Source organism: Arthrobacter sp. NPDC080086, from assembly GCF_040702285.1.
Map to the genome: position 1 here is coordinate 48,750 of NZ_JBFBKP010000004.1, position 24,504 is coordinate 73,253.

At 69.3% G+C, this 24,504-nt stretch carries 20 protein-coding genes; 6 read left to right on the forward strand and 14 right to left on the reverse strand.

Annotated features, from left to right (window positions below):
• Positions 1-28: 28 nt before the first annotated feature.
• Positions 29-982, reverse strand: coding sequence for a heme o synthase (locus tag AB0305_RS03075; protein ID WP_290257911.1), 954 nt, complete (start codon positions 980-982; stop codon positions 29-31).
• A gap of 527 nt (positions 983-1,509) precedes the next feature.
• On the opposite strand from AB0305_RS03075, the gene tkt reads away from it, so the two are divergent.
• The 6 genes from tkt (at position 1,510) to pgl (ending at position 9,787) form a co-directional block, all read left to right on the forward strand.
• A complete protein-coding gene (gene tkt / locus AB0305_RS03080; RefSeq protein WP_364137423.1) occupies positions 1,510-3,627 on the forward strand; it encodes a transketolase in 2,118 nt (705 codons plus the stop codon).
• A 62-nt stretch (positions 3,628-3,689) separates the two neighbouring features.
• Complete coding sequence (tal, locus tag AB0305_RS03085; RefSeq protein ID WP_290257913.1) at positions 3,690-4,808, forward strand: transaldolase; 1,119 nt, start codon at positions 3,690-3,692, stop codon at positions 4,806-4,808.
• Between the two features lie 5 nt (positions 4,809-4,813).
• A complete protein-coding gene (locus AB0305_RS03090) occupies positions 4,814-6,463 on the forward strand; it encodes a glucose-6-phosphate isomerase (RefSeq protein WP_364137425.1) in 1,650 nt (549 codons plus the stop codon).
• Between the two features lie 15 nt (positions 6,464-6,478).
• Positions 6,479-8,041 carry a glucose-6-phosphate dehydrogenase gene (gene zwf / locus AB0305_RS03095; protein ID WP_290257915.1) on the forward strand — a complete coding sequence of 521 codons (1,563 nt, stop codon included), beginning with the start codon at positions 6,479-6,481 and terminating at the stop codon, positions 8,039-8,041.
• Positions 8,038-8,979, forward strand: a complete 942-nt coding sequence (locus tag AB0305_RS03100) for a glucose-6-phosphate dehydrogenase assembly protein OpcA (protein ID WP_364137427.1) — start codon at positions 8,038-8,040, stop codon at positions 8,977-8,979. The genes zwf and AB0305_RS03100 overlap by 4 nt, the downstream gene beginning before the upstream one ends.
• Positions 8,969-9,787: a 6-phosphogluconolactonase gene (gene pgl / locus AB0305_RS03105; RefSeq protein WP_364137429.1), complete on the forward strand. Its 819-nt coding sequence runs from the start codon at positions 8,969-8,971 to the stop codon at positions 9,785-9,787. Before AB0305_RS03100 ends, pgl begins: the two co-directional genes overlap by 11 nt.
• Here pgl and AB0305_RS03110 read toward each other — a convergent pair.
• The 13 genes from AB0305_RS03110 to uvrA all read right to left on the reverse strand — a co-directional run bounded on the left by AB0305_RS03110 (position 9,740) and on the right by uvrA (position 24,437).
• On the reverse strand, positions 9,740-10,132 hold the full coding sequence (locus AB0305_RS03110) for an RNA polymerase-binding protein RbpA (protein WP_364137431.1): 393 nt from the start codon (positions 10,130-10,132) through the stop codon (positions 9,740-9,742). The two genes, pgl and AB0305_RS03110, sit on opposite strands and share 48 nt — an antisense overlap.
• Before the next feature lie 137 nt (positions 10,133-10,269).
• Positions 10,270-10,527, reverse strand: coding sequence for a preprotein translocase subunit SecG (gene secG, locus AB0305_RS03115; protein ID WP_290257919.1), 258 nt, complete (start codon positions 10,525-10,527; stop codon positions 10,270-10,272).
• A 48-nt stretch (positions 10,528-10,575) separates the two neighbouring features.
• Positions 10,576-11,391, reverse strand: coding sequence for a triose-phosphate isomerase (gene tpiA / locus AB0305_RS03120; protein WP_290257920.1), 816 nt, complete (start codon positions 11,389-11,391; stop codon positions 10,576-10,578).
• A 74-nt stretch (positions 11,392-11,465) separates the two neighbouring features.
• Complete coding sequence (locus AB0305_RS03125; RefSeq protein ID WP_364137434.1) at positions 11,466-12,692, reverse strand: phosphoglycerate kinase; 1,227 nt, start codon at positions 12,690-12,692, stop codon at positions 11,466-11,468.
• 10 nt (positions 12,693-12,702) lie between these two features.
• On the reverse strand, positions 12,703-13,713 hold the full coding sequence (gene gap / locus AB0305_RS03130; RefSeq protein WP_290257922.1) for a type I glyceraldehyde-3-phosphate dehydrogenase: 1,011 nt from the start codon (positions 13,711-13,713) through the stop codon (positions 12,703-12,705).
• Between the two features lie 267 nt (positions 13,714-13,980).
• Positions 13,981-14,604, reverse strand: a complete 624-nt coding sequence (locus AB0305_RS03135) for a superoxide dismutase (RefSeq protein ID WP_364137436.1) — start codon at positions 14,602-14,604, stop codon at positions 13,981-13,983.
• Positions 14,605-14,777: 173 nt separating this feature from the next.
• Positions 14,778-15,758: a DNA-binding protein WhiA gene (gene whiA, locus AB0305_RS03140; RefSeq protein ID WP_290257924.1), complete on the reverse strand. Its 981-nt coding sequence runs from the start codon at positions 15,756-15,758 to the stop codon at positions 14,778-14,780.
• A gap of 9 nt (positions 15,759-15,767) precedes the next feature.
• Positions 15,768-16,787 (reverse strand): uridine diphosphate-N-acetylglucosamine-binding protein YvcK, encoded by a 1,020-nt coding sequence (gene yvcK, locus AB0305_RS03145; RefSeq protein ID WP_364137439.1) that lies wholly within the window; start codon positions 16,785-16,787, stop codon positions 15,768-15,770.
• Positions 16,787-17,707, reverse strand: coding sequence for an RNase adapter RapZ (gene rapZ, locus AB0305_RS03150; protein WP_290257926.1), 921 nt, complete (start codon positions 17,705-17,707; stop codon positions 16,787-16,789). The genes yvcK and rapZ overlap by 1 nt, the downstream gene beginning before the upstream one ends.
• A 115-nt stretch (positions 17,708-17,822) precedes the next feature.
• Positions 17,823-19,886 (reverse strand): excinuclease ABC subunit UvrC, encoded by a 2,064-nt coding sequence (gene uvrC / locus AB0305_RS03155; RefSeq protein ID WP_364137441.1) that lies wholly within the window; start codon positions 19,884-19,886, stop codon positions 17,823-17,825.
• A gap of 81 nt (positions 19,887-19,967) precedes the next feature.
• Positions 19,968-20,636, reverse strand: a complete 669-nt coding sequence (locus AB0305_RS03160; protein WP_290257928.1) for a lysophospholipid acyltransferase family protein — start codon at positions 20,634-20,636, stop codon at positions 19,968-19,970.
• On the reverse strand, positions 20,623-21,345 hold the full coding sequence (locus AB0305_RS03165; protein WP_364137946.1) for an HAD hydrolase-like protein: 723 nt from the start codon (positions 21,343-21,345) through the stop codon (positions 20,623-20,625). The genes AB0305_RS03160 and AB0305_RS03165 overlap by 14 nt, the downstream gene beginning before the upstream one ends.
• 191 nt (positions 21,346-21,536) lie before the next feature.
• Positions 21,537-24,437 carry an excinuclease ABC subunit UvrA gene (gene uvrA, locus AB0305_RS03170; protein ID WP_290258249.1) on the reverse strand — a complete coding sequence of 967 codons (2,901 nt, stop codon included), beginning with the start codon at positions 24,435-24,437 and terminating at the stop codon, positions 21,537-21,539.
• Between the last annotated feature and the right edge of the window lie 67 nt (positions 24,438-24,504).

Consider the following 24,504-nt stretch of genomic DNA (forward strand, 5'->3'; position numbering starts at 1 on the left):
TCCCAAGCGGGTGTTCTTCCTGGGAATCCTAACCGACGAGCGCGGAACCCACGAACGGGTCAACGGCGAGGGCGATGAAGAGCAGGGTCAGATAGCTGATGGAGCCGTGGAAGACCTTCATGGCGCCCTTGTTGGACACGTCCCCACCCTGGGCGCGGGCGTAGAGGGCGTGCGACTCGTAGAGGAACCAGGCGCCCGCGGCGACGGCGGTGATGGTGTAGACCCAGCCGGCGCCGCCGACCGGGATCAGCAGAAGCGAGCAGGCCACCATGGCCCAGGCGTAGAGGACCACCTGGACGGAGACCACGCGGGCCCCGGCGATCGCGCCGAGCATGGGGACATTGGCGTTGCGGTAGTCCTCGCCGTAGCGCATGGACAGGGGCCAGTAGTGCGGCGGGGTCCAGAGGAAGATCACCATGAACAGCACGACGGCGGGCCACTGAACGGTGTTCGTCACCGCGGCCCAGGCGATCAGCACGGGGAAGCAGCCGGCGGCCCCGCCCCAGACGATGTTCTGCGCGGTCCGGCGCTTGAGGATCATGGTGTAGATCACCACGTAGAAGACGATGGCGCCCAGGCCCAGCCAGGCGGAGAGCGGGTTCGCGCCGAACCAGAGGATCACGATCGCGGCGGCACCCAGCAGCCACGAAAAGACCAGCGCCTCGCGGGGCGTCACCTCGCCGGTGACCAGCGGGCGGTTCTCGGTCCGGTGCATCAGCTTGTCGATGTCCCGGTCGATGTAGCAGTTGAAGGACCCCGCGCTGCCGGCGGCGAAGGCGCCGCCCACCAGGGTTGCCAGGATCAGGCCCAGCGACGGGAAGCCGCGCTCGGCGTAAATCATGGTGGGGAGGGTGCTGACCAGCAGGAGCTCGATGACCCGCGGTTTCGTGAGCGCCAGGTAGGCCTTGGCCTTGCGGCGGAAGCCGATCCGGGCCTGGGGGACGCTCAACGGCGTTTCTGTTGTGCTCACGGTGGCAGTCACTCTGTTCTGTCTGCTGTTCTGTCTGCTGGATCAGTCGGCCAGGCCCGCAGGGTCCCGGACCTAAGGAAAAGCCACGGACCGGACGGCGGCCGACAGTGCCCGGGCGGGGCTCGGTTCCCGCCGGGAACCGCGCGGCGCGCAGGCCAAAAAGCGCCCCTTCCGGAGCCTCCGACCATCATACCGTGGCGCCGCGCCGGTCCCCGACCCGGCGGCCGTTGCCCCCGCTCCGGCCGGTCGGGAAGCGGCTCGAATTCAGCTACGCGGGAAACCCGTCCAAATCCCGACACATACGCCTCAGGGCCGCCGGAATGGGACTAAGCTGGCTGACAGATCGGCTCGCGCGGGCATACCGCCCCGGCGGCATTCCACGCCCCTGCGCTTGCGACTGAGTGATAGATCAACGTTTCGATGGTGAACGGCTGGTACACCCACGCGGGCACCTCGTGTGCCCCGGCGGACGCCTCTCGAGGCCATGCCCCGTACCTCCGGCCGTCAGCACAGAGAGGGGCCCGGTTTACGTGCCACATTTGGAAGAGCAAGAACTGTCATGGACCAGCCTGGACCAGAAGGCCGTGGATACCATCCGGGTCCTGGCCGCGGACGCGGTGGAGAAGGTCGGTAACGGCCACCCGGGCACGGCCATGAGCCTGGCCCCGGCCGCCTACCTGCTCTTCCAGAAGCTGATGCGGCACGACCCGTCGGATCCGCAGTGGCTGGGCCGGGACCGGTTCATCCTCTCCCCCGGGCACACCTCCCTCACGCTGTACATCCAGCTCTTCCTCTCCGGCTACGGCCTGGAGCTGAAGGACCTTGAGGCGCTGCGCACCTGGGGTTCGCTGACCCCGGGCCACCCGGAGTACAAGCACACCAAGGGCGTGGAGATCACCACCGGCCCGCTGGGCCAAGGCCTGGCCTCCGCCGTCGGGTTCGCCTACTCCCAGCGCCGCATGCGCGGCCTGTTCGACGCCGAGGCTCCCGCCGGCGAGAGCCCCTTCGACCACACCGTCTGGGTCATCGCCTCCGACGGCGACCTCCAGGAAGGCGTGACCTCCGAGGCGTCCTCGCTGGCCGGACACCAGGAACTGGGCAACCTCGTGGTCATCTACGACGAGAACCACATCTCCATCGAGGACGACACGGACGTGGCGTTCACCGAGAACGTCCTGGCACGCTACGAGGCGTACGGCTGGCACACCCAGCGCGTCGACTGGACCCGCACCGGTGAATACAAGGAAGACGTGGCCGAACTCCACGCCGCCCTCCTCGCGGCCAAGGCGGAGACGAACAAGCCCTCCATCATCTCGCTGCGCACCATCATCGGCTGGCCCGCACCGAAGAAGCAGAACACCGGCAAGATCCACGGCTCCGCCCTCGGCGCCGACGAGGTCGCCGGCCTGAAGCAGGTCCTGGGCTTCGACCCGGAGAAGTCCTTCCAGGTCGACGAGGAGGTCCTGGCCCACACCCGCGCCGTGGCCGACCGCGGCGCCGCGGAGCGCAAGACCTGGCAGGAAGGCTTCGACGCCTGGCAGGCCGCCTACCCGGAGTCCGCCGCCCTGCTGCAGCGGGTCGAGTCCCAGACCCTGCCCGAAGACTTCGACGCCGCCCTGCCGGTGTTCGAGGCCGGCAAGGACGTCTCCACCCGTGCCGCGTCCGGCAAGGTACTGAACGCGATCGGCCCGGTCATGCCCGAACTCTGGGGCGGCTCCGCCGACCTCGCCGAGTCGAACAACACCACGATCGAGGGTTCGCCCTCCTTCATCCCCGCGTCCCGGCAGACCGAGGCGTGGAAGGGCAACCCCTACGGCCGCGTCCTGCACTTCGGCATCCGCGAACACGCCGCCGCGTCGATCGTGAACGGCATCACCCTCGCCGGGCCCACCCGGGCGTTCTCCGGCACGTTCCTGATCTTCTCCGACTACCAGCGCCCCGCGATCCGGCTCGGTGCCCTGATGGGCGTGCCGTCCCTGTATGTCTGGACGCACGACTCGATCGGCCTCGGCGAGGACGGCCCCACCCACCAGCCGGTGGAGCAGCTGGCGTCCCTGCGCGCCATCCCGGGCCTGGACGTCGTCCGCCCCGGCGACGCCAACGAGGTCTCAGCGGCGTGGCAGGCGATGCTGACCAACCACGCCAACCCGGCCGGCATCGTGCTGACCCGGCAGAACATCCCCACCTGGGACCGTGGCACCGGTGAGGCCGAGGGCGACACCTTCGCCTCCACCGCCGGGGTCGCCAAGGGCGGCTACGTCCTGGCCGAAGCGTCCAAGGACGGCGCCACCGCCGAGGCGAAGGTCATCCTGATCGGCACCGGCTCCGAGGTCCAGCTGGCCGTCGCGGCCCGCGAGGCGCTGCAGGCCGAGGGCATCCCCACCCGCGTGGTCTCGATGCCCTGCGTCGAGTGGTTCGAACGCCAGGACGCCTCCTACCGTGAAGCCGTGCTGCCCGCCGCCGTCAAGGCCCGCGTCTCCGTCGAGGCCGGCCTGGCCCTGACCTGGCGGACCTACGTCGGCGACGCCGGCCGGTCCGTCAGCCTGGAGCACTTCGGTGCCTCGGCCGACTACAAGCGCCTCTTCCAGGAGTTCGGGATCACCGCCGAAGCCGTCACCGCCGCCGCCAAGGAATCCCTGGCCGGCCTCACGGCCTAACACTCTTCATCCCCTGGGCCGCCGCCCACCGGCGGCGGCCCCAGATTTTTCAGGAGTAACCCATGAACACCACCCCCACGCAGCAACTCTCCGACGCCGGCGTCTCCATCTGGCTGGACGACCTCTCCCGCGGCCGCCTCACCACGGGCACCCTGCGCAAGCTCATCGAAGAGAAGAACGTCGTTGGCGTCACCACCAACCCCAGCATCTTCCAGGCCGCCATCACCTCCGGCCACGACTACGACGAAATCATCAAGGAGAAGGCCGCCGCCGGCGCGAACGTCGAGGACACGATCTTCTCGATCACCACCTCCGACGTCGCCGACGCCTGCGATCTCTTCGCCCCCGTCGCCGCGGCCACCCACGGCGTCGACGGCCGCGTCTCGATCGAGGTGGACCCGCGCCTGGCCTGGGACACCCAGGGCACCATCACCGAGGCCAAGGAACTCTACGAGCGGGTCAACAAGGACAACGTCCTGATCAAGATCCCTGCCACCCTCGAGGGCCTCGAGGCCATCACCGCCACGCTCGCGGCCGGCATCAGCGTCAACGTCACCCTGATCTTCTCCCTCGAACGCTACCGCGCCGTGATCAACGCCTTCCAGAGCGGCCTGGAGCAGGCCAAGGAGAACGGCCACGACCTCTCGAAGATCCACTCCGTGGCGTCCTTCTTCGTCTCCCGCGTGGATTCCGAGATCGACAAGCGACTCGACGCGATCGGCACGGACGAGGCCAAGGCACTCAAGGGCAAGGCCGGCCTGGCCAACGCCCGCCTGGCCTACCAGGTCTACCAGGAACTGTTCTCCACCGAACGCTGGGAACTCCTCGCCGACGCCGGGGCCCGCCCGCAGCGTCCGCTCTGGGCCTCCACCGGTGTGAAGGACCCCGCCTACCCGGACACCCTGTACGTCACCGAACTGGTGGCCCCCGGCGTCGTGAACACCATGCCGGAGAAGACCCTGGACGCGACCTTCGACCACGCCGCCGTCACGGGCGACACCGTCACCCGCGGCTACGACGACGCCAACGCCACCCTCAACGCCCTCGATGAGCTGGGGATCTCCTACAACGAGGTCGTCGCCCAGCTCGAGTCCGAGGGCCTGGAGAAGTTTGTGGCAAGCTGGAAGGAACTGCTGGCCGACGTCGAGGGCGCCCTCGCCGCTGCACGGAAGGACGCCTAGTCCCCATGACCACTCTCAGCTACGACGCCGCGGGAGCAGCCCGCTCGGCCCACGAACAGCACCTGCCCGCCCTGCTGGAGGACCGGGTCGCCACCCGGATCTTCGCCAAGGACCCCACGCTCTGGGGCGCCGACGCCGAGTCCGAGGCCTCGGTCCGGCTCGGCTGGGTGGAGGCCGCCACGGTCTCCCAGCCGCTGGTCCAGGACATCCTGGCCCTTCGTGACGAGCTCCACGCCGAAGGGGTGACGCGCATCGTCCTCTGCGGCATGGGCGGTTCCTCGCTGGCCCCCGAGGTCATCGCGGGCACCGCCGGCGTCGAGCTGACGGTCCTGGACAGCACCGACCCCGAACAGGTCTCCGCCGCCCTCGCGGACCGCCTGGCCGAGACCGCCATCGTGGTCTCCTCCAAGTCCGGCTCCACGCTGGAGACCGACTCGCAGCGCCGGGTGTTCGAGCACGCCTTCACCGAGGCCGGCCTGGACGCCAAGAGCCGCATCATCATCGTCACGGATCCCGGCTCGCCGCTGGACACGTCCGCCCGCGAGGCCGGCTACCGTGCCGTGTTCAACGCCGACCCCAACGTCGGCGGCCGCTACTCGGCACTAACCGCGTTCGGCCTGGTCCCCTCGGGCCTGGCCGGCGTCGACATCCAGGCGTTCCTGGACGAGGCCGAGGAGACCGCGGAGATCCTCAACGAGGACAGCGAGGACAACATCGGCCTGGCCCTCGGCGCCGCCCTGGGCGGCACCAGCCCGCTGCGGAACAAGATCGTCATCGCCGAGGACGGCTCCGGGATCAAGGGTTTCGCCGACTGGGCCGAGCAGCTGATCGCCGAATCCACCGGCAAGCTGGGCACCGGCGTGCTGCCCGTCGTCGCCGGCCCCCACGCCCCGGAGGTCACCTCCGGCGCCGCCGACGTGCTCGTCGTCCGGCTCGTGGCGGCCGACGCCGACGTCGAACTCTCCGGCGACCAGGCGGCCATCGCCGGCGGCCTCGCCGCCCAGATGATGACCTGGGAATTCGCCACCGCCGTCGCCGGACGGCTGCTGGGCATCAACCCGTTCGACCAGCCCGACGTGGAGGCCGCCAAGGTGGCCGCCCGCGGCCTGCTGGACGCCCAGCCCGAACCCACGCCCGCCAACTTCACCGACGGCGCCATCGAGGTCCGCGGCGGCGACTGGCTGGGCGGGGCCGGGACGGCCGCCGAGGCCGTCACCGCGCTGCTCGGCCAGCTCGGTTCGGACGGCTACCTCAGCGTCCAGGCCTACTTCGACCGGCTCAGCTACGCGCCGCTGGAGGGCGTCCGCGACGAGCTCGCCGCGGCCACCGGCCGGCCGGTGACCTTCGGCTGGGGCCCGCGCTTCCTGCACTCCACCGGGCAGTTCCACAAGGGCGGCCCCGCGATCGGCGTGTTCCTGCAGGTCACCGCGGCCTCCGCGACGGACCTGGCCATCCCGGACCGGCCGTTCAGCTTCGGCGAACTCATCTCCGCCCAGGCCGCAGGCGACGCGCAGGTACTCTCCGAGCACGGCCGTCCCGTCCTGCGGCTGCACCTGACCGACCGGGCCGCCGGCGTCGCCCAGCTGCAGCAGCTGGTCCGCTCGCTGCCCGGCGCGGCAGGCACCGGCCACTCCCCCTCGTCCCCCGAAAGCTAAGGCACCAGACCAACCATGCCATCCACGCACAACGGCGGTCAGAAGGCCGCGGGCCGGGGGCGCAATCCGCTCCGCGACCCGCGGGACCGCCGACTTAACCGCATCGCCGGCCCCTCATCCCTGGTGCTCTTCGGCGTCACCGGTGACCTGGCCCGCAAGAAACTCATGCCGGCCGTGTACGACCTGGCCAACCGCGGACTTCTGCCGCCCAGCTTCGCCCTGGTGGGCTTCGCGCGGCGGCAGTGGGAGGACGAGGACTTCGCCGCCGAGGTGAAGGAGTCGGTCAAGAGCTATGCCCGCACCCCGTTCGACGAGACCGTCTGGGAGCAGCTGTCCGAGGGCATCCGCTTCGTCCAGGGCGAATTCGACGACGACGAGGCGTTCGAACGGCTGAGCGAGACGATCAACGAGCTCGATGAACGGCGCGGCACCCAGGGCAACCACGCCTTCTACCTCTCGATCCCGCCGAAGGCCTTCGAGCTGGTCTGCCGCCAGCTGTCCAAGCACGGCCTGGCCCAGGCCGAGGGCGACAAGTGGCGCCGCGTGGTGATCGAGAAGCCGTTCGGCCACGACCTGGAGTCCGCCCGGCAGCTCAACGACATCGTCGAGTCCGTTTTCCCGCCGGACGCCGTGTTCCGCATCGACCACTACCTCGGCAAGGAAACGGTCCAGAACATTCTGGCGCTGCGCTTCGCCAACCAGCTGTTCGAGCCGCTCTGGAACGCCAACTACGTCGACCACGTGCAGATCACCATGGCCGAGGACATCGGCACCGGCGGCCGCGCGGGCTACTACGACGGCGTGGGCGCGGCCCGCGACGTCATCCAGAACCACCTGCTGCAGCTGCTGGCGCTGACGGCCATGGAGGAACCCATTTCCTTCAATGCCGACGACCTGCGCGCGGAGAAGGAAAAGGTCCTCGCCGCCGTCCGGCTGCCAGAGGACCTGTCCGCCCACTCGGCGCGCGGCCAGTTCGCCGGCGGCTGGCAGGGTGGCGAGGAGGTGCTCGGCTACCTGGAGGAAGAGGGCATCCCCAAGGACTCCAACACCGAGACCTTCGCCGCCATCCGGGTGGACATCAACACCCGCCGCTGGTCCGGGGTGCCGTTCTACCTGCGCGCCGGCAAGCGCCTGGGCCGCCGGGTGACCGAAATCGCCGTCGTCTTCAAACGCGCCCCCAACCTGCTGTTCCGCGACCACGGCGAGGACACCTTCGGGCAGAACGCCGTCGTCATCCGCGTCCAGCCGGACGAGGGCGCGACCATCCGCTTCGGGTCCAAGGTTCCCGGCACGCAGATGGAAGTCCGCGACGTGACCATGGACTTCGGCTACGGCCACTCGTTCACCGAGTCCAGCCCTGAGGCCTACGAGCGTCTGATCCTGGACGTGCTCCTGGGTGAGCCGCCGCTCTTCCCGCGGCACCAGGAGGTGGAGCTGTCCTGGAAGATCCTCGACCCGTTCGAGGAACACTGGGCCGCGAAGAAGGAACAACCGGAGCCGTACGCGCCCGGCAGCTGGGGCCCCGCCTCCGCCGATGAACTGCTTGCCCGCGACGGGCGGACCTGGAGAAGGCCATGATCGTCAATCTTCCCGATACCACCACGTCCAAGATCTCCAAGGAGATCATGTCGCTGCGCGAACGCGGCGGGGTGATCGCCCTGGGCCGAGTGCTGACCCTTGTGGTGGTCACCAAGTCCGGCCTGGAGGAGGAAGCCATCCAGGCGGCCAACGAGGCCAGCCGGGAGCACCCCTGCCGGATCATCGTTCTCGCCGACGCCGGGGCCTCCGCCCCCACCCGGCTGGACGCCCAGATCCGGGTGGGCGGCGACGCCGGTGCCTCCGAGGTGATCGTGCTGCGCGGCTACGGCGAACTGGCCGAGGAGAGCGAGTCCCTGGTGGCCGCGCTCCTGCTGCCGGACGCTCCGATCGTGGCCTGGTGGCCGCACGGTGCCCCGCGCAACGCCTGCGAGACCTCAATCGGACGGATCGCGCACCGCCGCATCACGGACTCGGCCAACGAGCCGGACCCGTACGCGGCGCTCGAGAACATCCGCAGCACCTACAAGGCCGGCGACACGGACCTGGCCTGGACCCGCCTGACCAACTGGCGGATCCAGCTGGCCGCCGCGCTGGACCAGGTCGATGCCTCCCCGGTGACCGCCGTCGCCGTCGAGGGCGCCTCCGACTCCCCCAGCACGCTGCTGCTCGCGGCCTGGCTCACGCTGGCACTCGACGCACCGGTGACGATCGTCGCCGACCCGGCCGGCACCGGCATCCGCCGGGTGCGGCTCTGCCGGACCGGCGGGGACGTGCAGTTGTTCCGGCCGGGCCTGGACGTGGCCGAGCTGAGCCAGCCGGGACAGCCCGTGCAGCGGATCTCGTTGCCGCGGCGCAGCCTCAAGGACTGCCTGGCCGAGGAACTCCGGCGCCTGGACCCGGATGAGGTCTTCGGCGAAGTGATTACCATTGGACTGCCGCGTACCAACCTAAGGAGTGTCCGTCCCAGTGAGCGTTGAGCCCAGAGTTAGCATCCACCCCGACTCCAAGGTCCTGATGGCGGCGATCGCCGCCCGGCTGATCACCAAGCTGGTGGACATCCAGGACAAGCACGGCCAGGCCACGGTGGTCCTGACCGGCGGCACCATGGGCATTGGATCGCTCAAGGCCGTGGCCGAATCCCCCGCGGTCCGCGCGGTGGACTGGTCCAAGGTCAACTTCTGGTGGGGCGACGAGCGCTTCGTCGGCCGCGACGACGCCGACCGGAACGCCCGCCAGGCGCAGGAGGCCCTGCTCGCGCACATCGACGTCGACCCCGCCCGGGTGCAGGTCCCTGGCTCCTCGGACGAATTCGACACCCCGGAGGAGGCGGCCGCGGACTACGCGCGCCGGCTGGCCGAGGCCGCCGCCGCGGAACACGCGGCGGACACGTCCGATGACCGTCCGGAGGAGCCGGGCACGCTCCCGCGGCTGGACATCGTTCTTCTCGGCGTCGGCCCGGACGCCCACGTGGCCTCGCTGTTCCCCGAGCAGGCGGGCATCCGGGAAAAGCAGCTGACGGTGGTGGGGGTCCGAAACTCCCCCAAGCCGCCGCCGCTGCGCGTCTCGCTGACGATGCCGACGATCAATACCGCGGACGAGGTGTGGATGGTGGTGGCCGGTGACGACAAGGCCGGTGCCGTGGGCCTGGCCCTGGCCGGCGCCAACCCCGTCCAGGTCCCGGCGGCCGGGCCGCGTGGTCGCCTGGAGACGCTCTGGCTGATCGACGAGGAAGCGGCCTCACGTGTCCCGGAGCAACTGGTCCGCAAAAGCGCGTCGGGCGCGTAGTTTTTCCAGCGCTCCGGCCAGGACGTCTTCGGCGTCCTGGCTGGAGCGCCGCTCTTTAACGTATTCGAGGTGGGTCTTGTAGCTGTCCCCCGGCTCGTCCTCGAGGGCGAAGCGGGCCTCGTCCCGCGTGGCCGGGCAACCGCAGCGGCGACAGTCCCAGACGCCCGGGATCTGGTCCTCGGGCAGCCGGGCGAAGACGACGGATGTCTCGTGGCCCTTGGCGCAGCGGAAGCACACGCTGACCCGGGGCGGGGTGGCGCCGCCGTCGAACGGCTCGTGGCGGGCGGACGCGCCGGCCACCGCGCCGACGCGGATACCCCTGAAACCTGTCGCAGAATGCAGCATCGGGAACTCCTGGCTACTGTCATGGTCCGTTGGCGGTTGCAAGCGACAGTGTAAGCAGGAAGTTCCCGATGCGGTCAGGGCCGGAGGGCCCGTATGAAATTGTCTGCACCGGCCCCGTGAGGGGCCCGCGGCCGGCGCTAGGAGTCGGCGCCGGTGCTGAAGCGCATCAGCAGGCCGAGGGCGATGATGACCACGCCCCAGGTGACGCCGAGGACGATCGTGAACCGGTTCAGGTTCCGCTCCGCCACGCCGGAGGAGCTGAGCCCGGAGCTCATGCCGCCGCCGAACATGTCGGACAGACCGCCGCCGCGACCCTTGTGCAGCAGGATGAGCAGGGTCAGCAGGAGGCTGGTGATACCCAGCAGCACCTGCAGGATGACATGAAGAACGTCCACGACGGCCTTTCGAAAGAGGGGATTGCGGGAACCGGTACCTGCGGCGGACTACTCCGCCGTGAGGTGGCTCTCGAACCTGACAATATTAGCAAACTCGGCCGCGTCCAGGCTGGCACCGCCTACCAGCAGCCCGTCCACGTCGCGTTCCTTCAGGATAGCGGCAGCGTTGTTGGCCTTCACGGAACCGCCGTAGAGCAGGCGCGTCTTCGCGGCCACGGAACCGTCGAAGAGCTTTTCGAGCTCGGCGCGGATCGCGGCGCACATTTCCTGCGCGTCCTCCGGTCCGGCGACCTCGCCGGTGCCGATGGCCCAGACGGGCTCGTAGGCCACGACCAGTTCGGCGGCCTGCTCGGCGGTGAGGCCCTCGACGCCGGCGCGGAGCTGGGCGAGGGTGTGCTCGACGTGGGTTCCGGCCTGGCGGACCTCGAGGCCTTCGCCCACGCACAGCACCGGGGTGAGGCCGTGGCTGAAGGCGGCCTTGGTCTTGGCGTTGAGGACCTCGTCGGTCTCCTGGTGGATGGTGCGGCGTTCGCTGTGGCCGACGAGAACGTAGCTGCAGCCCAGCTTGGCGAGGAAGGCACCGGAGATGTCGCCGGTGTAGGCGCCGGAGTCGAACTGGCTCAGGTCCTGGCCGCCATAGGCCACCTGCAGGTCGTCGCCCTGGACCAGGGTCTGGACGCCGCGGAGGTCGGTGAACGGCGGGAAGACGGCCACCTCCACGCGGTTGTAGTCGTGCTTGGCGTCCGAGAGCGTCCAGGCGAGCTTCTGCAGCAGGGTGATGCCCTGGACATGGTCCATGTTCATCTTCCAGTTGCCCGCGATGAAGGGCTTCCGGTCGAACTTGCCGTTGGTTGACGTGGTCACGAGGTCTCCAAAAGTCGTTGCGGTGAAAAAGGGGCCGGCCGGGCACCCGTGGGCGCCCGGCCGGCCGGAAGGGTCTAGCGGTCCAGCACGCTCAGGCCGGGGAGGTCCTTGCCTTCGAGGTACTCGAGGCTGGCGCCGCCGCCGGTGGAGATGTGCCCGAACTGGTCGTCGGCGAAGCCGAGGGTCCGGACCGCAGCGGCGGAGTCGCCGCCGCCCACCACGGTGAAGGCACCGGTCTTCGTCAGCGCCTCGGCGACGGCACGGGTGCCGCCGGCGAAGGCCGGGAATTCGAAGACGCCCATGGGGCCGTTCCAGAACACGGTCTTCGCCTCGGCGATCTTCGCGGCAAAGGCTGCCGCGGAGTCGGGGCCGATGTCCAGGCCGATGCCGGAGGTGCCGAAGCGGCTCTCCTCGATCGCGTCCGCCTGCACGGTCTCGTGCTCGGCGTCGGCGGCGAACTTGGCGGCCACGACGACGTCGGTGGGGATGACGAAGGTGGTGCCGGCGTCGGCCGCGCGCTTCAGGTAGTCCTGGACGACGGGGATCTGGTCCTCTTCGAGCAGGCTGCCGGCGACCTTGTGGCCCGCCGCCGCGAGGAAGGTGAACAGCATGCCGCCACCCACCAGGATGGTGTCGGCCTTGCCGATGAGGTTCTCGATCACGGCGAGCTTGTCCGAGACCTTGGAACCGCCGAGCACCACCACGTAGGGCCGCTGGGTGTCCGTGGTGAGCTTCCGCAGCACCTCGACCTCGGTCCGGACCAGGTCGCCCTGGTAGGACGGCAGGCGGGTGGCGACGTCGTAGACGCTGGCGTGCTTGCGGTGCACGGCGCCGAAGGCGTCGTCCACGAAGGCGCCGTTGCCGCCGGTGAGGGCGACCAGCTCGTCCGCGAAGGCGCCGCGTTCGGCGTCGTCCTTGGAGGTCTCCCGCGCGTCAAAACGCACGTTCTCGAGTACCAGAGCCGCACCGTCAGACAGCGCGGCGGCGGCCGCCGTGGCGGACTCCCCCACGGTGTCGTCGGCGAGGGTGACCGGGAAGGAGGCGAGCTCGGCCAGGCGCGCGACGGCGGGCTTGAGCGAGTACTTCTCCTCCGGGGCGCCCTTGGGGCGGCCCAGGTGCGCCGTGACCAGCACGCGTGCACCGGCGTCGGTGAGCTTCGTGAGGACCGGCAGGGAGGCCTTGATCCGGCCGTCATCAGTCACTGTAGAGCCGTCGAGCGGCACGTTCAGGTCACTTCGGACCAGAACGTACCGCCCGCGGACACCTTCAGCGATCAGTTCGTCGAGGGTGTGGAATGTCATGGCTCTTACCCTAGCCCAGCTTGGATGCGACGAGCTCCGTGAGGTCGACGAGGCGGTTGGAGTAGCCCCATTCGTTGTCGTACCAGGACACAACCTTGACCTGGTTGCCGATGACCTTGGTCAGGCCGGAGTCGAAGATCGACGAGGCCGGGTCACCGACGATGTCGGAGGAGACGATCGGCTCGTCGGTGTAGGTCAGCAGGCCCTTGAGTTCCGGGGTCTCGGAGGCGGCCTTGAGGGCGGCGTTGACTTCCTCGACGGTGGTCTCGCGGGAGACGGTGACGGTGAGGTCGGTGGCGGAGCCGGTGGGGACGGGAACGCGGATGGCGTAGCCGTCCAGCTTGCCCTTGAGCTCCGGGAGGACCAGGCCGATGGCCTTGGCGGCACCGGTGGAGGTGGGGACCATGTTGATGGCTGCGGCGCGGGCGCGGCGGAGGTCCTTGTGCGGGCCGTCCTGCAGGTTCTGGTCGGCGGTGTAGGCGTGCACGGTGGTCATCAGGCCACGCTCGATGCCGAACGCGTCGTTGACGACCTTGGCCAGCGGGCCGAGGCAGTTGGTGGTGCAGGAGGCGTTCGAGATGATGTGGTGCGCATCGTTGTCGTACAGGCCGTCGTTGACGCCCATGACGATGGTGATGTCCTCGTCCGAGGCGGGTGCGGAAATCAGGACCTTCTTGGCGCCGGCGTCGATGTGCTTCTTGGCATCGGCGGCCTTGGTGAAGAAACCGGTGGATTCGATCACGATGTCCACGCCGAGCTCGCCCCAGGGCAGGTTCGCGGGATCGCGCTCGGCCAGGACCTTGATGGTCTTGCCGTCGACGACGATGTTGCCGTCCTTGACCTCGATCGACTCGGCCAGGCGGCCGCCGACGGAGTCGTACTTGAAGAGGTGGGCCAGGGCTTCCGGGCTGGTGAGGTCGTTGACGGCAACGATCTCAAGGTCGGCGCCCTGTGCGAGGGCGGCGCGGAAGTAGTTGCGGCCAATGCGGCCGAAGCCGTTGATACCAATACGTGTCGTCACGTTTTCAGTCTCCTTGGTGCTCTCTCAAGCACGATTAGTTGAGTAGGCGTTCAAGCCAACTAACAGATCCCGCACGCCATTGGGCAGAGATGATTACCAGATCGGAGGGCGACCAGCCACGTTGCTGAAGGCTAACCGCCTTCCGTGATCCATCTTACGTTTAAGGTGGCCCGCCCCTGCAACAAAAGGGGCGGGCCTTCCGTGATTCGGCCCCTTGCGCAACAAAATGTGAGGTTTGTTACACGCGGGTTTCCGCCGGGGGTCCGGCTAGAGGGTGATGAGGCCGGTCGCGTTGCTGCGGGCGGCGTCGAAACGCTTGGCGACGTCGGCCCAGTTCACGATGTTCCAGAACGCCTTGACGTAGTCGGCCTTGACGTTGACGTAGTCCAGGTAGAAGGCGTGCTCCCACATGTCCAGCATCAGCAGCGGGGTGGTGCCGAGAGCCACGTTGCCCTGCTGATCGTAGAGCTGCTCGATGACCAGGTTGCCGCCGATCGGTTCGTAGGCCAGGAAGCCCCAGCCGGAGCCCTGCAGGCCCAGCGCCGCGGCGCTGAACTGGGCGCGGAAGGCGTCGAAGGAACCGAACGCGTCATCGATCGCGGCGGCCAGCTCGCCCTCGGGCTTGTCGCCGCCGTCCGGGGAGAGGTTCTTCCAGAAGACGGAGTGGTTGATGTGGCCGCCGGTGTGGAACGCGAGGTCCTTGGAGAGGCGGTTGATGTTGGCGAAGTCGCCCTTTTCGCGGGCCTCGGCCAGCTGTGCCAGCGCGTTGTTGGCGCCGGCGACGTAGGTTGCGTGGTGCTTGCTGTGGTGCAGCTCCATGATCTTTGCGGAGATGTGGGGCTCCAGCGCGGCGTAATCATAGTCCAGCTCTGGCAGTACGTACTCGGTCACAAAATCCTCCAATGTCGTGGACCCGACGGTCCGGTTTTGCTAACTCTCGGATTGTGCCTCCGGATGCTTGGACATCCGGAAGATTGTGGGTGGACCCGGTGGGCATAGCCTCCGCTGGCGGCGAGGTATTCCCGTGCCCTGGATCCGATTCTGTCGCTGATCCGCGGGTGCCGCTACTCGTCCAGCATCTCGGGGGTCACGTTGGCCTCGGTGCCGGGGACGCCGAGGTCCTGGGCGCGCTTGTCCGCCATGGCCAGGAGGCGGCGGATGCGGCCCGCGATTGCGTCCTTGGTCATCACCGGGTCGGCCAGGCGGCCCAGCTCGTCCAGGCTGGCCTGCTTGTGCGCCACGCGGAGTTCGCCGGCGTACTTCAGGTGGTCCGGGACGTCGTCGCCGAGGATTTCCAGGGCACGGTCCACGCGGGCACCGGCGGCGACGGCGGCCTGGGCGGAGCGGCGCAGGTTGGCGTCGTCGAAGTTGGCCAGGCGGTTGGCGGTGGCGCGGACTTCCTTGCGCATCCGGCGCTCCTCCCAGACCATGAGCGCGTCGTGCGCGCCCATCCGGGTCAGCAGCGCGGCGATGGTGTCGCCGTCGCGGATCACCACGCGGTCCACTCCCCGGACCTCGCGGGCCTTGGCCTGGATGCCGAGCCGGCGGGCGGCGCCGACCAGGGCCAGCGCCGATTCGGGGCCGGGACAGGTGACCTCGAGCGCGGAGGACCGGCCCGGTTCGGTCAGCGAGCCGTGGGCCAGGAACGCGCCGCGCCAGACGGCCTCCGCGTCGGCGGCCGAGCCGTTGACGACGACGGAAGGAAGGCCGCGGACGGGCCGGCCGCGGGCGTCCAGCAGGCCGGTCTGGCGGGCCAGCGCCTCGCCGTCGCGCACCACGCGGACCACGTAGCGGCTGCCGCGGCGCAGGCCGCCGCCGGAGACGACGATGATCTCGCTCTGGTGGCCGTACACCTCGGCGATCGCGGCACGGAGCCGGCGGGCGGTGGACGCCAGGTCCACCTCCGCCTCGATCACGATCCGGCCGGAGATGATGTGCAGGCCGCCCGCGAAGCGCAGCATGGCGGAGACCTCGGCCTTGCGGACCGAGGATTTCTTGATGTCCAGCCGGGAAAGTTCTTCCTTGACCGATGCTGTCAGTGCCATGGCACCTTCCTACCTGTTTCCAAAAATGTCGTGGTACGCCGTCGCCAGGCGCAGCGGATCATGCACGGGCCGGCGGCTCGACGCCCTAACCTTACCCAAGACCACCTCGGCCCCGAGCATCGCGGCCGCCCGCTCGAAGTCGGCGGTGTCCGGCACGGAGGCGGGGTCGGCGAGGACGACGTCGACGGTGAAGTCGGGAGCGTAGTCCCGCAGCACCCGGAGGTGGTCCGCGGCGGACATGCCGGCGGTTTCCTTGGTGTTGGTCGCCAGGTTCATGGTCAGGCAGCGCCGGGCCTCGGTGTTGCAGAGCGCGGTGCGCATCTCCGGCAGCAGCAGGTGCGGCAGCACGGAGGTGTACCAGGACCCGGGTCCGAGGACCACCCAGTCCGCGAGTTCGATTGCGGTGAGCGCCTCGACGCAGGCCGGGGCCGCCTCCGGCAGCAGCCTCACGGCCTCGAGGGTGCCGGCGACGGCACAGCGGGCCTGGCCGCGGATGGTTTCCAGGACGGGGGTGCCGTCCGGTCCGGGGACCCGTGCCTGGCCCTCGATGGTCAGCGGGGTGGTGGACATCGGCAGCACCTGGCCGCGGGCGCCCAGCAGCGCGCCGGCCCACTGCAGCCCGGCCACCGTGTCGCCGAGGAGTTCCCAGAGGGTCACGATCAGCAGGTTGCCCATCGCGTGTTCGTCGAGCGAGCCGCCCGTGCCGCGGCCGGGCTTGAAGCGGTGCTGCATGACATCGCGCCAGGTCCGGCCCCAGTCGGTGTCATCGCACAGGGCGGAGAGGGCCATCCGCAGGTCACCGGGGGGCAGCACGCCGTACTCCTCGCGCAGCCGCCCGGAGGAGCCGCCGTCGTCCGCGACCGTGACGATCGCGGTGAGTTCGGAGGTAAGCAGGCGCAGGGCGGAGAGCGAGGCGGCGAGCCCGTGGCCGCCGCCGAGCGCGACGACGGAGGGGCCCTTGTCCTGCTGGCCGGCGGAGGCGGCGCTGGCGGCCGGGACCAGGGGCAGGGGGCCGGTGAGGAGCGCCATTATTCGCGGCCCAGATCCCGGTGGGTCGTGGTGACCGTGACCCGGGGGTACTGGGCCAGCCGGCGGGAGAGTTCGACGGCAACGGCGACGGAGCGGTGTTTGCCGCCGGTGCAGCCGACGGCGATCGTGGCGTAGTGCTTGTTCTCGCGCCGGTAACCGTCCAGGACCGGTTCGAGGGCCAGCACGTAGCGTTCCACAAAGTTGCTGACGCCCTCGGCCTCCAGCACGTAGTCGCTGACGTCCTTGTCCAGCCCGGTGTGCGGGCGCAGCTGCGGGACCCAGTGCGGGTTGGGGATGAAGCGGGCGTCGGCGACGAAGTTCGCGTCCACCGGCAGGCCGTACTTGAAGCCGAAGCTCATGACGTTCAGGCGGAGCGCCACGGGTCCGGTCTCGCTGAAGAGTTCGGTGATGGCGGTGGCGAGGCCGTGGACGTTCAGCGGGGAGGTGTCCAGGACGATGTCGGAGGACTCGCGCAGCTCGCGGAGCAGTTCCCGTTCGGCGGAGATGCCGTCGAGGATCCGGCCGCCGCCCTGCAGCGGGTGCGGCCTGCGGCCCTGCTCGAAGCGGCGGACCAGGACGTCGTCGCTGGCGTCGAGGAACAACACCCGGAAGGTCACGCCGCTGGCCTCGAGGTTGCGCAGCGCGGCGCGGATGTCCGCGAACAGGTCCTTACTGCGGACGTCGACCACGACGGCGAGCTTGGAGATGGAGCCCGGGGCGTGCGAGACCAGCTCCGCGAGGGTTCCTAGCATCTGCGGCGGGAGGTTTTCCACCACGTACCAGCCGTGGTCCTCGAGCGCGTCGGAGGCGGTGCTGCGCCCGGCGCCGGACATGCCGGTGACCACCAGCAGCTCCCCCTCGACGGGTTTCACCGGGGTCAGGTCGTCCTCTGCTCCGGTTCCCGCAGGTGACTCTGTCATCGGTCGTGCCCCATCTCTGCTGTCTGCTCTGCCGTCGGCACGGCGCGCGGGGCAAGTGCTGCCGGCCGCGCGTCGTGCATCAGCCTCTAACCCTAGCCAAGTTTGCCGGCCCGGGCTAAGTTTCCAGGATTTCTCCCGTGGTCATGTTGATCGCGGGCGCGGCGGGCTCGTCCCCGCCGTCGCCGGCGTCGAAATGCTTCACGATCGCGGCGGCCAGCGCGGGACCGATGCCCTTGGCCGCGGTGAGCTCCTCGACGCTGGCGGCCTTGATGCTCTTGACCGAGCCGAACTGGTTCAGTAGGGCCTTGCGTTTGGATTCGCCGAGGCCGGGCACGCCGTCGAGCACGGAGACGGTCATGGCCTTGCCGCGCTTTTGCCGGTGGAAGGTGATGGCGAAGCGGTGGGCCTCGTCGCGGATCCGCTGCAACAGGTAGAGCCCGGCGGAGGCGCGGGGCAGGATGACCGGGAAGTCGCTGTCCGGCAGCCACACCTCCTCGAGCCGCTTGGCCAGGCCGACGACGTAGACGTCCTGGATGCCGAGGTCGGCGAGGGCCTTGGCTGCGGCGTTGACTTGGGGCTTGCCGCCGTCGACGACGACGAGGTTGGGCGGATAGGCGAACTTCGCCTTGGGCGCCGGCGTCGTGGTGTCGGTGACCGGGCCGGAGCCGGAGCTGGTTGAAGGGGCCCCGGCGGCGGGGGCGGCGGGGGCGACGGCGGCGGCCTGGGCGGCGGCCAGCGGGCCGGAGCCCGGCTCCGAGTTTGAGCCTGCGGTGACGGCCTGCTCCTGCAGGTAGTTGCGGAAGCGGCGGGTCAGGACGTCGTGCATGGCCGCGGTGTCGTCGTTGGCGGCGGGCCCGGTGACGGAGAACTTGCGGTAGTCCGACTTCTTCGGCAGGCCGTCCTCGACCACCACCATGGAACCGACCACGTTGGTGCCCTGGACGTGCGAGATGTCAAAGCATTCGATCCGCAGGAGCGCCACCGGCAGGTCCAGCGCCTCCTGCAGTTCGTTCAGCGCCTGGGACCGCATGGTCAGGTCGCCGGCACGGCGGGACTTGTGCAGCTTGAGGGCGTGTTCGGCGTTATCCCGGACGGTGGAGAGCAGTGTGGCCTTGTCCCCGCGCTGCGGGACCCGGATGTCCACCCGGGCGCCGCGCAGGCCGCTGAGCCACTGGGCCAGCTCCTCGGCGTTGCTGGGTTCGGCGGGGACCAGTATCTCGCGCGGAAGCCGGCCCTGGACCTCGCCCTCCGCGCCGTAGACCTGCTGCAGGAGGTGTTCGACGAGGTCCGGGGTGGTGGAGTCCTCGACCTTTTCCACTACCCAGCCGCGCTGACCGCGGATCCGGCCGCCGCGGACGTGGAAGACCTGCACGGCCGCCTCCAGCTCGTCCTCGTAAAGGGCGAAGACGTCGGCGTCGGTGTCCTCGGCGAGGACGACGGCGTTGCGTTCGAAGACCTTTTTCAGGGCGACGATGTCGTCGCGCACCCGGGCGGCCAGCTCGTAGTCGAGTTCGGCCACGGCGGCGGCCATGTCCTTTTCCAGCCGGGAGACGAAGCGCTTGGCTTCGCCGCCCATGAAGGCGCAGAAGTCCTCGGCCAGGACCCGGTGGTCCTCCGGGGAGATGCGGCCGACGCAGGGGGCGGAGCACTTGTCGATGTAGCCGAGCAGGCAGGGCCGGCCGCTGGCCTCGGCGCGTTTGAACACCCCGGGGCTGCAGCTGCGGACCGGGAAGACGCGCAGCAGCGTGTCCATGGTGTCGCGGATGGCGCCGGCCGTGTAGGGGCCGAAGTAGCGGGTGCCCTTGCGCCGGTCGCCGCGCATCACCTGCACGCGCGGGTACTTTTCCGACATGGTGACCGCAAGGTAGGGGTAGCTCTTGTCGTCGCGGAACATCACGTTGAACCGCGGCTTGAATTCCTTGATCCAGGTGTATTCGAGCTGCAGGGATTCCAGCTCGCTGCCGACGACCGTCCACTCCACGCTGCTGGCGGTGTGAACCATGGCGTGGGTCTTGGGCAGCAGTCCCGCGGGGTTGGCGAAGTACGAGTTCAGCCGGGAGCGGAGGTTCTTGGCCTTGCCGACGTAGATGACCCGGCCGTGCGGGTCCCGGAAACGGTAGACGCCCGGATTGGTAGGGATTTCCCCGGTCTTGGGGCGGTAACTCGCTGGATGTGCCACTAGTTCATTCTACTGAGCGGCACGCCCCGCCCCCGCATCGGGGCACGCCGCACGCGCCGCCCTCCCGTATCGGAGTTGGCGCTACTCGACGGTTTTGCTCTGGTTGTAGGTGGTGGCGCGTTCCTGGCCGCTCAGCTCGGCGATGGCGTCCATGATCTTGTCGGTGACCTGGCGCCGGGCCGGGAGCGAGTGGTCCGGGCCGGTCTTCTCGAAGTAGAGCGGCTCCCCCACCTTCATGGTGAAGTGCTGCGGGCGGACCTTGTTGCTGTCCGCCGGCTGCAGGTTCTCGGTGCCGATCAGGCCCACCGGGATGACCGGGGCCCCGGTGGTCAGGGCGAGCCAGCCGACGCCGGTGCGGCCGCGGTAGAGGATGCCGTCGCGGGAGCGGGTGCCCTCGGGGTAGATGCCGATGCCCTTGCCGGCTTCGAGGATGTCCAGGAGCGTCTTGAGTGCCTGCACGCTGGCGGCCTGCTCGCCGCGCTCCACCGGGATGGAACCGACGGCCTCGAAGAAGCCCTTCATCAGGCGGCCCTTGACGCCGCTGGTGGTGAAGTATTCGGCCTTGGCGAAGAACGCCACCGGCCGCGGCATGAGGGCCTGGACGATCACGCTGTCCAGGAAGGACAGATGGTTCGGCGCCACGATGAACGGTCCCGTGGTGGGGACGTTCTCGAGTCCGATGACCGTGGGGCGGCAGGTCGAGCTGACCAGCCCCCGCGTGGTCCAGCGGATCGCGTCAAACATTGCCATCGGTGTGCACCTCGTTCAGGGCCTGCAGGGCACCGGTCCGGACGGCGTCCAGCCGGGTAATCGTGTCGGTTAGGTCGGAGGTGCTGTGCACGACCGCCACCGCGCCCGCCCCGGCGAGTTCGCCGTCGAGCGCAAAACCCCAGCCTACCCCGATGCACTCCAGGCCGTTGGCAGCCGCTCCGGCGACGTCCTGGGCGCGGTCCCCCACCATGACGGCGTAGCCGGTGCCGAGGTCGGCGAGGGCGGCGGCGACGATCCCGGCCTTCCCGGCCGGTCCGTGCGCGGAGGCGGACTCGTCCGCGGCGGAGCCCCGGATGGTGTGGAACAAACCGGTCAGGCCGTGGTGGTCCAGGACGATCCGGGCCAGGTGCTCGGGTTTTTGGGTGGCGACCGCGGCGGGCCGGCCGTCGGCGGCGAAGGTCTCCAGCAGTTCGCGGATCCCGTCGTAGACCCGGCTCCGGGCAATGCCCTCGGCGAGGTAGTGCGCCCGGTAGAGCCGGATGACGTCCTCGAGCCGGTCGGCGGGGACGCCGGCGATCTCCAGCAGGGAGTGGCTGAGCTTGGGGCCCACCATCGCGTCCAGGTCGGCGGGGCCCGGAACGGGCATCCCGAGCTGCCGCAGGGCGGCGGCGATGCCTCCGGTGATGCCGCCGGCCGGGTCCACCAGGGTGCCGTCCAGGTCGAAGATCACGGGCACGGGGGTTGGCATCACGGGCCCTAGTTTCTCACGAGGGGCCGGAAGGCCGAAATTCGTCCAGACGAACGGTTAACCGGAGGCCGGATCCCGTGCGGCACGCTGCCACGGGTGTCGTTCGACGCACAAATGCCCTGTCGCGCCCGGAATTCCGGGTGCGGCAGGGCATTTGCGTGTCGACAGCCTCTTGATGCGTCGAGAAGGGGCTAGCCGAGGATTTCGGCGAGGAACGCCGCGGTGTGGCTGTCCTTGGACTTGGCAACCTGTTCCGGGGTGCCGGAGGCGACGATCCGCCCGCCGCCGGAGCCTCCGTCGGGACCCAGGTCCACGATCCAGTCCGCACTTTTGATCACGTCAAGGTTGTGCTCGATGGTGATCACGGTGTTGCCCTTGTCCACGAGGCCCTGCAGCACCATGAGGAGCTTGCGGATGTCCTCGAAGTGCAGGCCGGTGGTCGGCTCGTCCAGGACGTAGACGCTGCGGCCGTTGGAGCGCTTCTGCAGTTCCGCTGCCAGCTTGACGCGCTGCGCCTCGCCGCCGGAGAGGGTGGTGGCCGGCTGGCCCAGCCGCACGTAGCCGAGGCCGACGTCGACCAGGGTGCGCAGGTGCCGGGCGATCGGCGAGAACGCGGCAAAGAACTCCGCGCCCTCCTCGATCGGCATGTTCAGCACGTCCGCGATGGTCTTGCCCTTGTAGTGGACCTCGAGCGTTTCCCGGTTGTAGCGGGCGCCGTGGCAGACCTCGCAGGGGACGTAGACGTCCGGCAGGAAGTTCATCTCGATCTTCAGGGTGCCGTCGCCGGAGCAAGCCTCGCAACGGCCGCCCTTGACGTTGAAGGAGAACCGGCCGGGCAGGTAGCCGCGGACCTTGGCCTCCGTGGTCTCGGCGAAGAGCTTCCGGATGTGGTCGAAGACGCCGGTGTACGTGGCCGGGTTGGACCGGGGCGTGCGGCCGATGGGGCTCTGGTCGACGTGGACCACCTTGTCCAGGTGCTCGAGGCCCTGGACGGTCTTGTGCCGGCCGGCCACCTGCTTGGCGCCGTTGAGCTTGGTTGCGAGGACCTTGTAGAGGATCTCGTTGACCAGCGTGGACTTGCCGGAGCCGCTGACGCCGGTGACTGCGGTGAAGAGCCCCAGCGGGAAGGAGGCGTCTACGTTGAGGAGGTTGTTTTCCTTGGCCCCGACGACCTTCAGCTCGCGCTTCTTGTCGTACTTGCGGCGCTTCTTCGGCACCGCGATGGCCTTCCGGCCGGAGAGGTAGTCGCCGGTGAGGGACTCGGTGTTCTTCAGCAGGTCCTGGTAGGAGCCGGAGTGGACCACCTTTCCGCCGTGCTCGCCGGCGCCCGGTCCGATGTCCACCACCCAGTCGGCCTCGTGGATGGTGTCCTCGTCGTGTTCGACCACGATCAGGGTGTTGCCGAGGTCCCGGAGCCGGGTGAGGGTTTCGATGAGCCGGCGGTTGTCGCGCTGGTGCAGGCCGATCGAGGGCTCGTCGAGGACGTAGAGCACGCCCACCAGGCCGGAGCCGATCTGGGTGGCCAGGCGGATGCGCTGGGCCTCGCCGCCGGACAGGGTGCCCGAGGACCGTTCCAGGTTCAGGTATTCGAGGCCGACGTCCAGCAGGAAGGTCAGGCGGGCCTGGATCTCCTTGAGCACCTGGTTGGCGATCTGGGCCTCGCGGCCGGTGAGCACCAGGGTGTCCAGGAAGTGGGCGCACTCGCGCATCGGCAGGGCGGCGACCTCGGCGATGGACTTGCCGTTGATCAGCACGGACAGCGAGGCCGGGTTCAGGCGCGCGCCATTGCAGGCCGGGCACGGGACCTGCCGCATGTATTCCTCGTACCGGTCGCGGGCCGAGTCGGAATCCGTCTCGGTGTGCTTGCGGTGCACGTACTGCACGACGCCCTCGAAGCCGGTGCTGTACTTGCGTTCCCGGCCGAAGCGGTTGCGGTACTGCACGACCACCTTGTGGTCCTTGCCGTGCAGGACGGTCTGGCGGGCATCCTTGGAGAGTTTCTCCCAGGGCGTGGTCATGGAGAAGCCGACGTCCTTGGCGAGGCCGCTGAGGAGACGAATCCAGTATTCGGTGGTGGCGGCGCCCATCGACCAGGGGGCGATGGCTCCCTCGGCCAGGGACAGCTCGGGGTTGGGGACGATGAGTTCCTCGTCCACCTCGAGCCGGGTGCCGATGCCGCTGCAGACCGAGCAGGCACCGAACGGGTTGTTGAAGGAGAAGGAGCGGGGCTCGATCTCGTCCAGCGCGAGGGGGTGCTCGTTGGGGCAGGCGAGGTGCTCGGAGAACGCGCGGATCCGCTCGGGATCATCGGCGTCGAGGTCCACGAACTCTGCCAGGACGCGGCCCTCGGCGAGCCCCAGGGCGGTCTCCACCGAGTCGGTCAGGCGCTGGCGGATGCCTTCCTTCACCACCAGGCGGTCCACCACCACCTCGATGGTGTGCTTGAACTGCTTGCCCAGCTTGGGCGGGTCGCTGAGCTGGACCAGCTTGTCGTCCACCCGGGCACGGGAGTAGCCCTTGGCGCTGAGCTCCTTGAAGAGCTCGACGAATTCGCCCTTACGGCCGCGGACCACGGGCGCAAGGACCTGGAACCGGGTACCCTCGGGCAGTTCCTGCAGCTGGTCCACGATCTGCTGCGGGGTCTGCTTGGTGACGGGCTCGCCGCAGACCGGGCAGTGCGGGCGCCCCACACGGGCCCAGAGCAGGCGCATGTAGTCGTAGATCTCGGTGATGGTGCCCACGGTGGAGCGGGGGTTCTTGCTGGTGGACTTCTGGTCGATCGAGACCGCGGGCGAGAGGCCCTCGATGAAGTCGACGTCGGGCTTGTCCACCTGGCCCAGGAACTGCCGGGCATAGGCGGAGAGCGACTCGACATAGCGGCGCTGGCCCTCGGCGAAGATGGTGTCGAACGCCAGGGAGGACTTGCCGGAGCCGGAGAGGCCGGTGAAGACGATCATCGCGTCGCGCGGCAGGTCCAGGTCAACGTTGCGCAAGTTGTGCTCGCGGGCGCCCTTCACCACCAGGCGGGACAGGTCGGGCCGTTCCGGCACCGCGGTGGCCACCCGGGCCGTCTTTCCTTCGGTCCGGGACACGGCTTTTCCGGGCTCCGGCGCGGTGGCGTCAGGCTGGATAACGACGGCGGGTTCTTCAGCTACGGCT